This window comes from Microcoleus sp. AT8-A3, assembly GCF_036705675.1.
Classification (GTDB): domain Bacteria; phylum Cyanobacteriota; class Cyanobacteriia; order Cyanobacteriales; family Microcoleaceae; genus Microcoleus.
In genome coordinates, this window is record NZ_JAUBVD010000034.1 from 59,469 (window position 1) to 69,878 (window position 10,410).

General features: G+C 43.7%; 11 protein-coding genes and 1 pseudogene. 7 read left to right on the plus strand and 5 right to left on the minus strand.

The window, feature by feature from the left end; translation table 11 throughout:
- Nucleotides 1–50: 50 nt before the first annotated feature.
- The 4 genes and pseudogenes from QUB51_RS19380 to QUB51_RS19390 all read right to left on the minus strand — a co-directional run bounded on the left by QUB51_RS19380 (nucleotide 51) and on the right by QUB51_RS19390 (nucleotide 2,442).
- Complete coding sequence (locus QUB51_RS19380; protein ID WP_333260303.1) at nucleotides 51–536, minus strand: DUF6887 family protein; 486 nt, start codon at nucleotides 534–536, stop codon at nucleotides 51–53.
- Nucleotides 523–603, minus strand: a pseudogene (locus QUB51_RS30445) (DUF6888 family protein); the annotation flags it as partial. The pseudogene QUB51_RS30445 and the gene QUB51_RS19380, both read right to left, overlap by 14 nt.
- A 228-nt stretch (nucleotides 604–831) precedes the next feature.
- Nucleotides 832–1,245: a hypothetical protein gene (locus QUB51_RS19385; RefSeq protein ID WP_333208192.1), complete on the minus strand. Its 414-nt coding sequence runs from the start codon at nucleotides 1,243–1,245 to the stop codon at nucleotides 832–834.
- 75 nt (nucleotides 1,246–1,320) lie between these two features.
- Nucleotides 1,321–2,442 (minus strand): NB-ARC domain-containing protein, encoded by a 1,122-nt coding sequence (locus QUB51_RS19390; protein WP_333260300.1) that lies wholly within the window; start codon nucleotides 2,440–2,442, stop codon nucleotides 1,321–1,323.
- Nucleotides 2,443–2,816: 374 nt separating this feature from the next.
- Between QUB51_RS19390 and QUB51_RS19395 the strand changes: the two genes are divergently transcribed.
- The 4 genes from QUB51_RS19395 to QUB51_RS19410 all read left to right on the plus strand — a co-directional run bounded on the left by QUB51_RS19395 (nucleotide 2,817) and on the right by QUB51_RS19410 (nucleotide 6,201).
- Nucleotides 2,817–4,994 carry a choice-of-anchor K domain-containing protein gene (locus QUB51_RS19395; protein ID WP_333057504.1) on the plus strand — a complete coding sequence of 726 codons (2,178 nt, stop codon included), beginning with the start codon at nucleotides 2,817–2,819 and terminating at the stop codon, nucleotides 4,992–4,994.
- 178 nt (nucleotides 4,995–5,172) lie between these two features.
- Nucleotides 5,173–5,475 (plus strand): hypothetical protein, encoded by a 303-nt coding sequence (locus tag QUB51_RS19400; RefSeq protein ID WP_333057505.1) that lies wholly within the window; start codon nucleotides 5,173–5,175, stop codon nucleotides 5,473–5,475.
- A gap of 19 nt (nucleotides 5,476–5,494) precedes the next feature.
- Nucleotides 5,495–5,905, plus strand: a complete 411-nt coding sequence (locus QUB51_RS19405; RefSeq protein WP_333057506.1) for a hypothetical protein — start codon at nucleotides 5,495–5,497, stop codon at nucleotides 5,903–5,905.
- Nucleotides 5,905–6,201: a hypothetical protein gene (locus QUB51_RS19410; protein WP_333260296.1), complete on the plus strand. Its 297-nt coding sequence runs from the start codon at nucleotides 5,905–5,907 to the stop codon at nucleotides 6,199–6,201. The genes QUB51_RS19405 and QUB51_RS19410 overlap by 1 nt, the downstream gene beginning before the upstream one ends.
- A 78-nt stretch (nucleotides 6,202–6,279) precedes the next feature.
- On the opposite strand, the gene QUB51_RS19415 is transcribed toward QUB51_RS19410, so the two are convergent.
- Nucleotides 6,280–7,296: an adenosine kinase gene (locus QUB51_RS19415; protein WP_333260293.1), complete on the minus strand. Its 1,017-nt coding sequence runs from the start codon at nucleotides 7,294–7,296 to the stop codon at nucleotides 6,280–6,282.
- Between the two features lie 152 nt (nucleotides 7,297–7,448).
- Between QUB51_RS19415 and QUB51_RS19420 the strand changes: the two genes are divergently transcribed.
- The 3 genes from QUB51_RS19420 to QUB51_RS19430 all read left to right on the plus strand — a co-directional run bounded on the left by QUB51_RS19420 (nucleotide 7,449) and on the right by QUB51_RS19430 (nucleotide 10,303).
- Nucleotides 7,449–9,008, plus strand: coding sequence for an AAA family ATPase (locus QUB51_RS19420; RefSeq protein ID WP_333260290.1), 1,560 nt, complete (start codon nucleotides 7,449–7,451; stop codon nucleotides 9,006–9,008).
- 87 nt (nucleotides 9,009–9,095) lie between these two features.
- Nucleotides 9,096–9,422, plus strand: a complete 327-nt coding sequence (locus tag QUB51_RS19425) for a hypothetical protein (RefSeq protein ID WP_333057513.1) — start codon at nucleotides 9,096–9,098, stop codon at nucleotides 9,420–9,422.
- 86 nt (nucleotides 9,423–9,508) lie between these two features.
- A complete protein-coding gene (locus QUB51_RS19430) occupies nucleotides 9,509–10,303 on the plus strand; it encodes a YdcF family protein (RefSeq protein ID WP_333260287.1) in 795 nt (264 codons plus the stop codon).
- Nucleotides 10,304–10,410 lie beyond the last annotated feature (107 nt).

Consider the following 10,410-nt stretch of genomic DNA (forward strand, 5'->3'; position numbering starts at 1 on the left):
TAATAGTATTTTAACTGCTGTAGCGTACCTTTTCCCGCAATTGGCGCGCCCTACAGGCTCTGAAATGTTCCTCCGGTTTTAATATAGCCAACTACCAGCGAAGATTGGACGTGGATGGAAAAATTTGCTTCTGTCAGTTCTGTTTCTAGCTGTTGGGACTTTGATTCATTTTTACTTACACAAACTGTGATAAGTTTTCTAATTTCTTTGTGTCTATCGGCAATCGTGTCGTTAATTAAAAGCTCTATAAATGGCTTATTGGTGGGCAGTTCTCTGCCCATCGTTTGAATTTTAACTTCTGTTTGATTTCCATCTAAATCTGTCAAAGTCAAGCTAGAGTAGCTTTCGGGAAGTTTATTAATAGTTTGATGCGGGTGCTGCAAATGCAACCATTTAACAACTGCTGCCTCTGTTACGGCTACAGATTCATGCAGCCGATCGACAAAAGCATAGAAAGCCTCATTATCTTCTCGATGAGCAAGTACGTAAGCTCGCAATTCTTTTCTGCTCATAGTTTGAAAATTAGGTCGGTTCATCAGAGTATCTCCATGGCCCGTTAGGATAAATCTCTATTTCGATAGTTTCACCAGCCAAAATGTAGAGGTTATATTATGTCCGGTACCATCTGAGATGTTGCACCATTCGTGTGAAGTAGGGGCGGGTTCACCAATAGCTTTAAAAGTTGCAGACAGGTTAAATAAACCCGCCCCAACCCACCCAAAAACTTATTGACTGCAGGTGCAACATCTCAGGTAGCATGGGAATTGTCGCCAGCGAGGGCGGGTTTATGAGATTGTAGATTATGGGCAATTATTATTGGTGAACCCGCCCCTACAAAGTTATGTTTTTTACTTCCGTTAACAATGGCAACGGTAGATTTGCACATACTAACTCAGCACAATTCCACTGCCGCAAATACTCATAGACTTCAGAAATGATCGCATTTGCTGCATCTAAATCTTGTGCTTGAGAAGCATGATAGTGCGCTCTGATTAGGGGCTTAATATCCTCGATTTCTTGCCATTCCGATTTTGGTTTGAGGGGAATGCTGATATAATAACTATAGGCTTGGCTGTGGGCGGTACGGAGATTTTCAGGGTTTTGATTTAGCAGGTACTCGCCCTTTTCTCGGACTAGGGGATGCAAGTGATAGGATTTGAGGTGGCGATCGTAATATAGCAATTGTCTGCGTTTGAGTGCCTGAATAATATTTTCTTTAAGCTCATACTTGCTAACTTCTGGCATTTGAGCGCTAATTCCGGCAAAAGATAGCGGATATTCTGAGGTTTGATAGACAGAAATTCGGCTGAGACAAGTTTGCTAGCCGTCGCCCAGACGCGCTATCATTTCATCGATCGCACTTTCAATATCTCGAATCAGCAACCAGTCTCTCTGGTGCAGAAAAATCCCGACATTTCCCTGAAACTCGGTATCATCTCGAATCAAGGCTGCGACGAGTTGTAAGGCTTTGGGATGTCCAGAATAGCGATCGCACATTTCGGCGAATTCCTCTGGATTTGCAGTCAGATTAAAAGATTGCAATAGGGCAACTGCCGCATCTCGATCCAATCCGTTTAGCTGGATTTCGCGGGTGACTGTTGACGGCAATTCGGCTAAGCTTTCGCGACTGGTGAAGAGGATTTTGCTTTGATGTTCTGTTTCTAATAGTTGTTTGAATAACCAAGCATATTCTGCACAATCCTCGGCGAAATAACCAGCGGCTTTTGCTTCTCTTGTTTGCAAAAGTGTGTCGGCGCGATCGAAAACGAGCAAGCAAGGTTTTTCTCTGAGGATTTTGAGCAGATTTTCGGTTTTTTTGAAGTAGTCATTTTGAGCATTGACGGCTGCGGTAATGTCGCCGTTGGAGAGGGTGAATAGCAGGGAGTCAATTGTGCGATCGCAGGGGGGTGCTTTGCCTGTTGCGGATTGCAAGGATTGCCAAGCGGCGCAGGTGAAGGGAGTTTTTTCTGTGTGGAGTTGGCGAATTAGTTGGCTGACGAGGCTGGTTTTTCCGATGCCCGGTAATCCGACAATTGAGATGGCGATGATGTCTGAGTTAATAATAGTAGTTTTTAAGATTTCGAGTTCTTTTGTGCGCTGTACCCAATTTCTGACGGGGGGTAAGTTTTCGGGGAGGGGGAAAGTGCGATCGGTTTCACTGTCTTGGGGGATATCTGCGATCGCGGCGACAAAGAGTGGTTCTGTTTTGATATTTTTGTAGCCTTCAGCAATGTATTCCCAGTTGTGTATTTCTACCGCTTTGCAAATATTGATAAAGTTCTCTCGTCTAATTTCTATTTTCGCCCAAAACCGCTTTAAGGTAGCTGTTGAAACTAAAGCGGCAACACACCAGGCCTCCTCAGTTTTATTCCATCCGAGATTGCGTCGCACCATATCAATAATTTTCAATCCTTCTTCGGATGCTCTGAGCAAACCTGCCATTGTTACTCCGATACCACAACTTTACCCTAATTCGATTATAGCTCACATCGGAGAGCCAAAAAATGAGCCAAATGATCCAAATGAGCTAAATGAGCCTTTTTTGTTGAGCCAAATGCTGAGCCTTTGAGCCGACACAGCGTAGAGATTATGGATTATTGTCATAGGATGAGCTTGGCTGGCGGCTACAGATCGGGGTGAAGCCAAGGTAAGTAAGCATTTGCCTTGCGGTTAGGTATCGGTTTTTAAATTCTTGGGTAAAAAGTTGTTATTTATACTTTTTCCCCTGTAAGGGATGAGTGAAAGACCGATCCAATTTAGTTATTAATTTTTTCAAAAGCTTAGTTCAATATTGACATTCACAAGGAGTTTGAATCATGGTACAGGCTAGTTTTGGAGAGATTAACTTTAATACATGGGGGAATAACGGTTTCCAGTCACAATCCATTGACCCAAACCAGAATACTTATGTAATCGCTCATGGATGGAATAATACAGGTGGTAACGCAGGAAATAATTTTACGCCTGCTGACTGGGTAGCAGAAAAAGCTCAGGCTATCCGAGAACTCGATCCTAATGCAAATATTGTCGCGATGGATTGGGAAAGTGGTGCTAAAACTGATTACTCACAAGCTGCTGCAAATACAAAAGAAGCAGGTCAAAAGCTCGGTGAGTATCTGAAAAATGTTGGTGTTAATCCTAACAAAACCGAACTAATTGGTCACAGTTTAGGGGGTCATATCGCTGGTTCTGCTGGCGCTAAGTATCGAGAACTAACAGGTAATCAGATAAATCTCATCACTGCTTTAGACGCTGCTGGGCCGGGTTTTGGAATCAGGGCTAGACCGATAGGCTCGGGAACTGATGTGGTTGAAGAACCAGTTCCTCCAAGCGATCGCCTAGACCCCACTGATGCTAAACAAGTAATTGCGATTCATACAAGTAAATTAGGATACCAAGATACCATAGGTACAAAGGACATTTATCTCAACAAGAATGAACTCATTCAACCAGGTGGAAAGATTCCTCTTAATGATAGTCATGGTTACGCTCATAAAATAGATACTGAATTAAGGAATGGAGCATCTTTCTCTCAAAAAGATGGCTCGACATTCGATTTGAATCGATTGCGTTCTTCAGAAAAAGGTAGTATAAACTTTGATACTACCAACCCACCTTTCACAGGCTCAACGACTGGCACTTTTGGAGGCAGTAGCAATAAGTTCAGTTTAGGAACACCGGAATTTGTAAGTTTTGTCCAGTTTGACGGTAAACCTTTTAGTACAGGAACAGACATTCTTTTTAATCTTGGTAAATTGACTTATCGGAATGGAGTAAACGCCGAAGATTCACCCAGATTAATAGATACAACTCTCAATATTAATCTTTCGATAACCCAACCCGAAAATAGTCCCCAGACGTTTAATTTTGCAATTAACAATCAAGCAACAAATAACACAACTGGTGATGCGGTTCTGGATGCAGATCGCCTAACTTTTTCAGGTGCAGGTTTATCCGAAGAGAGAATTAAAGTGGCGGGTGCTGAATATACCCTCGATCTATATGGTTTTGCTTCAAATGGAGAACCTGTAGGACAGTTTGATTCACCGGAGAATAGCACAGCTACCGCTGATTTATTTGGTAAAATCGTACCAGTGACTATTTTTACTCAAGATCAAGAGACGCTACGTCTATTTAGCAATGATATTAAAGAGGCTGTTAAGGGCTTTAGAAACACAATTGCTGATGCAACAAATGGAATTTTGAGAGATATAGTTTACCCATTGGCAGGGGCTGTAGTAGATGTTCTAATAGGTGCTCCAAGAGCAATAAGAAGTGCCAGCCAAGTCAATCCTCCAACAGATACGGGAACTACATTTCAGATTACTCAAGCAATAATGGCTGAAAATCCGGGGGGTGTGCTAGGTTCTAATAACAATGAGAAAATCTTAGGATCGCCCGTAACTGATGTAGTATTCGCAGCCAGAGGTGCTGATACTATCGAGGGTGCTATCGGCAATGATTACCTGCGAGGCGGAAAAGGAAGCGATCGCATTTTAGGTGACGATGGCAATGACATTCTCAACGGCAATGAAGGTGATGATTTCATCTCAGGAGGCCCTGGCAATGATTTAGTGCGGGGTGGACAAGGCAATGATGAAATTTTTGGCGATAATGGAGACGATATTTTAATCGGTGAAAAAGGAACTGATCGGCTAACTGGTGGCAATGGGACAGATGTTTTTATCCTGAGAACAGATACAGGTATAGAAGAAACCAATGCTGCTACTGCTGATTGGTTACTTGACTTTAATGCGAGTGAAGGCGATCTAATTGGCATCAATGGAGGCGTACCTATAGATATTCTCACCTTCACTCCTACTGATGTCAATCAAGATGGTATTGCAGACACGATTATTCAGTACACAGAAAACAACGAAATTATAGGTGTCTATACAAACATCTTTGGTGTCGTCATCAACACGCAGCCAGACATTGTGAAAAATGCCTTATTTACTATACCCCTGAACGACCCAATCACTCAGATAGGATAACGCTTTAGGAAAGTCGCCCAATAGTTTCGTCACAGCAATATGATGAAGTGCGATCGCCCTTACGACAAAAAGTGCGATCGCCCTTAAAATCAGAATAGACAAACAACATCTAATTTGTTAGAATTGAGTAAAACTCTACCCTTGAGAGTTTTACCTAACTTTATAATAGGTGAAAGATATGTTTTCGATTCTGAAAAACTTAATCAGCACAGATACCCAAGGACACCTAAGTTTAAACCTCGAACCCAAGTCAACAGAGTATCGCGTTCTTGTCAACGAAGCCGGACAAATTTTATTAGACCCAATAACCAACATACCCGATCGCGAACAGTGGTTGTGGCAAAACCCCCAAGCATTAGCCTCAGTCAAGTGCGGCCTCGCACAAGCAGCTAAAGGTGAAGTACACGATTTGGGTGACTTTTCGGAATATGCCGATCGGGATTTAAGCGTGATAAACGATCGTAAAATTAAATCAAAGTAGTGAAATCTAACTCGCATAAATGACCGACGAAACTCGACGAGAAATAGCGAGACGACTAGCTAGAGAACTAGAATCAAGGACTGTCATCTCACCCATAACACCCGGACAAGGCTTTCAAACCTTTGGTGAATTTAAAAGAACGATCGGGGTGGCAGGATCGGGGTTAGCGTGGCATCATATAGTTGGGCAAACAACATCAAATTTACAGAGATTCGGGGCAGAAGCAATACACAATACAGGCAATCTCGTCCGGCTAGAACACGGTACTGGGTCAATTCATCAGGAAATTACCAATTTCTACAACTCCGTCCAACCAGAATTAACAGGTACGAATACTCTAACCGTGAGAGGGTGGCTCAGCACTCAATCTTTTGCAGAACAACAAGACTTTGGCATTAGAGTTATTATAGCTTTCGGAGGAACAGTTTAATGCTGACTCTAGATATCCAATCAATCCTCAATTCTATTCCCAATGAAATTAGCTGGCAAGACATCGTACAGTTTGAAAATCTAGACGATCGCGTTACCATTGCGAATGACCTTTGTGCTAACATTATTGGTGTCAATGAAAGTACGATCGAATTGTGTCCTAATGAAAATCCTCCCGATCGTTTAGAACAACTGGTTTGGTGGTGGGTTGTGCGTCCAGATTTAGGAGCGGCGATTGCCAAAGAAGCTCCTCAAGAACTCAAAAATATTATCAGTCAATACATTCTGCAAAATTGACAAAAACCAGCGCTCGTCTGTGGTTAAAAAAAGTGCGATCGCCCTTAACACAAAAAGTGCGATCGCCCATTTCAATTCCTAGCCAGAAATCACCTCACTCAAAAGATGAGCCTGAGAACCCTCAAGCCGAGGCCCATGAATCTGCACCACCCTAGAAGCCAAATAATTGCCCCAGCGCGCCGCTTGTACAGAACTCAAACCGTTAGTAATTCCAAACAAAACACCCCCCGCAAAAGCATCCCCAGCACCCACAGTATCGATCGCCTTTACCGGAAATCCAGCCACATCAACAATCTGTTTGTTCTCCACCACCATGCAGCCTTTATCCCCATTCGTGATAAAAGCCAAATCCGAAATCTCGCTCATTTTCCGAGCGCACTCTTCCAGAGATTCCTCCTTAAAAAAGCTCCGAACTTCATCAGCATTGCAAAAAATTACATCGCAATATTCCGAAACCACCTTGTGAAAATCATCAGCAAATCGATCGACCAAAAAGCCATCCGAAAAAGTAAAAGCCACCTTCACGCCCAGACGCTTAGACTGTTCCATCGTCTCAATGCTAGCCTTTCTAGGATCGGGAGCATCCCAAAGATAGCCCTCAACATAACTGTACTTGCAGTGAGCCAGTCGATCGACATCAATATCAGTCGCAGCCAGAGTAGTAGAAACCCCCAGATTAGTACACATCGTGCGTTCCGCATCCGGCGTAGTCAGCACTACACAAGTACCCGTAGGCCCGTTCGACTCAGCAGCAGGATGCACGTTAAAATCAATCCCCGCCGCCAGCAAATCTTGCCGATAAAATTCGCCGTTAGTATCCTTAGCAACCTTCCCCGAATAATACGCTTTACCGCCACTCTGAGCCAAACCAATCATCGTATTTGCCGCCGAACCGCCCGATCGCATTTGCAGCGAATTGTGTTCTAAATCGTGCAAAATCCCCCCCTGGGTTTCCGAATTCATCAGCGTCATCCCGCCGCGATTCAGCCCGTGGCCGAGTACAAATTCATCTTCCACCAATGCTAGGATGTCTACCAGGGCATTTCCCACGCCAAACACATCCACGGAACCAGATTCTTGATTATTTTCTGTCATCGCTGCTTTTTTTTACACTAACTATCAACTCTATAATAAATCGGATTAAAGTCAACATCCCCACTCCCAATCTAAAGTCCCCAACTTAAAATCTAAAATTCACAATCCAAAATCCCCAATCTAAAATCTAAAATCCAAAATCTAAAATCGCTATGACTTGTCTCCCACCTCTGATTCAGCAAATGTTGCATCCCGGTTTTTACCCGCACGGGGTGACAGAACCAGTGCAGCTAATTCAGACTCACGCTTCCTTTGTTTTGCTGACAGGAGATTATACTTACAAAATCAAGAAACCTGTCAATTTTGGATTTTTGGACTATTCAACATTGGAAAAACGGCACCATTTCTGCAACGAAGAATTGCTGCTGAACCGACGCACAGCACCGGAAATTTATCTAGAAGTTTTGCCAATTGTTAAAATTGGGGATTTGTTTCAATTTGGCAGCAAATTACCTGCTCTAACTCCGGCTGAAGTTGCTGTAGAATATGTGCTGAAAATGCGGGAGTTTCCTCAAGATTCGCTGTTGCTCAGTTTGTTGGAACGCGGAATGTTGACCGAGCAACTTATGGCAGACTTAGGGCGGGAAGTTGCCAATTTTCACAGCACGGCAATTAGTAATAGCTACATTCGCACATTTGGCGAAGTCAGTCAGATTCGCACAGCAATAGACAACAATTACCTGATTTCGCAAAAATATATCGGCGGGCCGCAGACTCAGACACAATATCAGGAAACTAAAGATTATACTGATACGTTTTTTGAGAAAAATCAAGAGTTATTTAATCTGCGGATTGCCAATAATAAAATTCGCGAGTGCCACGGAGATTTGCACTTGCGAAATATAGCATTGTGGCAAGAGAAAATATTGCTATTCGACTGCATTGAATTTAACGAGCCTTTTCGCTTTGTTGATGTGATGTACGATGTGGCTTTTACAGTAATGGATTTGGAATCGCGGGGTCGCAGAGACTTGGGTAATGCTTTTCTGAATACTTACATCGAACAAACAGGGGATTGGGAAGGACTGCAACTGTTACCTCTGTATTTGAGCCGTCAAGCTTATGTTAGAGCAAAAGTAACTTCGTTAATGTTGGACGATTCTGCTATTTCAACTGCCCAAAAAGCCGAGATTTCACAGACAGCAGCTCATTACTATAAACTGGCTTGGCAATACACAAAACCGCGCCGGGGAAAGTTAACTTTGATGTCGGGTTTATCGGGTTCTGGCAAGAGTACAGCGGCTCGATATTTGGCTCGCCGCACTGGGGCAATTCACATTCGATCCGATGCTGTTCGCAAACATTTAGGCGGAATTTCTTTAAATGAACGCGGGGGGCCAGATTTGTACTCGGATGAAATGACGGCACAGACTTATGGTAGATTGTTAAAGTTGGGGATAATTTTGGCTGACCGAGGTTGGGATGTGATTTTAGATGCAAAGTTCGATCGCCCAAACTGGAGAACCGATGCGATGAATCAGGCTCAATCCCACGGCTTACCCTTGCAAATCATTTACTGTACCGCACCACTTGAAGTATTGCGAGAACGACTGCAACAGCGCCGGGGCGATATTGCCGACGCGACGGCAGAATTATTGAACTCGCAGCAAGCAGCTTTTGAACCTTTTACAGAATTAGAGCAAATTTCTGTAAACATTATAGATACCCTACAAGACTTAGAGGTACAATTAAACTTGATTTGTGGGGAGTAGTTGCAGTTCGATCGCCCTTGGCAATCTTACTTGTCTGCTAATATTGTAAATATCTTTCTGTTTTATTACAAAAAAAAGTTGCAGCTTATGCCAAAATTTACCGGAGACTCCAAGGGCTTTAGCCCCGCGCTGATATGGTTTGTGTTGTTTACCGTTGGGTTTCGCTTAGTAGGATGTACGCTAGTCCTGAGTCTCGGCTTGGGTGTCATCGGTGGCGTGGCAGCAGGTTTAATTGTCGCTTGGTGGCACAACGAATTACTACTCAACCCGAATATAAATTCCAAGGACAAAACCTCGGATGCTATCCTCAATAAAGAAGTAGTGCAAACGGACGCCCATAAATATAGCAAAACCTCTAGGGGTGATGCTGCTACATTTTTTGGCTGGTTATCTGGACCAGAGGATCGGCGCTAGCTTTAGTCATTAGTCATTAGTTAACAGTTAAAAGTCACTAATGCCCAATGCCCAATGCCCAATTCCCAATGCCAATTTCTCATTGAATGTTTGTATTTCTGTCGAAACTCTTGCCGCTGTTTATTTATCCTTTGGGGTTGAGTTGCCTGTTAATGATGGCGGCTTTAATCACACTTTGGAAGCGTCCGAAATGGGCGGCGGCGCCAATTGCTGCGGCTCTAATTATTTTACTTCTCGGAAGTAGCGGTTGGGTTTCAAAATCGTTAGTTCGATCGCTCGAATGGCAAAACTTACCAACCGCCGAACTCCCTCAAGCTGAAGCGATTATCGTCTTGGGCGGTGGTGTCAAAGCAGCTTTACCTCCCCGTCCTTGGGTAGAATTAGCGGAAGCGGGCGATCGAATAATCTACGGTTCCCGACTTTATCGGCAAGGCAAAGCTTCTCTGCTCATTCTTAGTGGCGGTAGAGTAGATTGGAAAGGTGGCGGGCCTCCCGAATCGGCAGACATGGCAGAAATTGCCCAAACAATGGGCGTACCGGCATCAGCAATTCTGCAAGACCCCGATTCACACAACACTTATCAAAATGCCGTCAACGTGCGGAAACTTTTAGATGCTAAAGGCATAAAAGGGCCGGTTTTGCTAGTGACATCGGCGATGCACATGACTCGATCGCTCTTAATTTTCCAGCGTCAGGGAATAAAAGCAATTGCCGCACCAACAGACTTTCAGATCACGCAGCAGGATATCGCAGCATCCCAAAGCAATTGGCAATCAGTCGCCTTGGATTTATTGCCGGACACCTATCAGTTAAACCAGTCAACTAAAGCTTTGAAAGAATACATCGGCTTAATCGTTTATCGTCTGCGGGGATGGCTTTAACAGAATTTTAGATTTTAGATTTGGGATTTTAGGATCGTCAATTAAATAATTTCCCTTTTTTCTTGTGGGATGGGCGTCCCGCCCGCCCAGAAAGGACGGGCGGGACG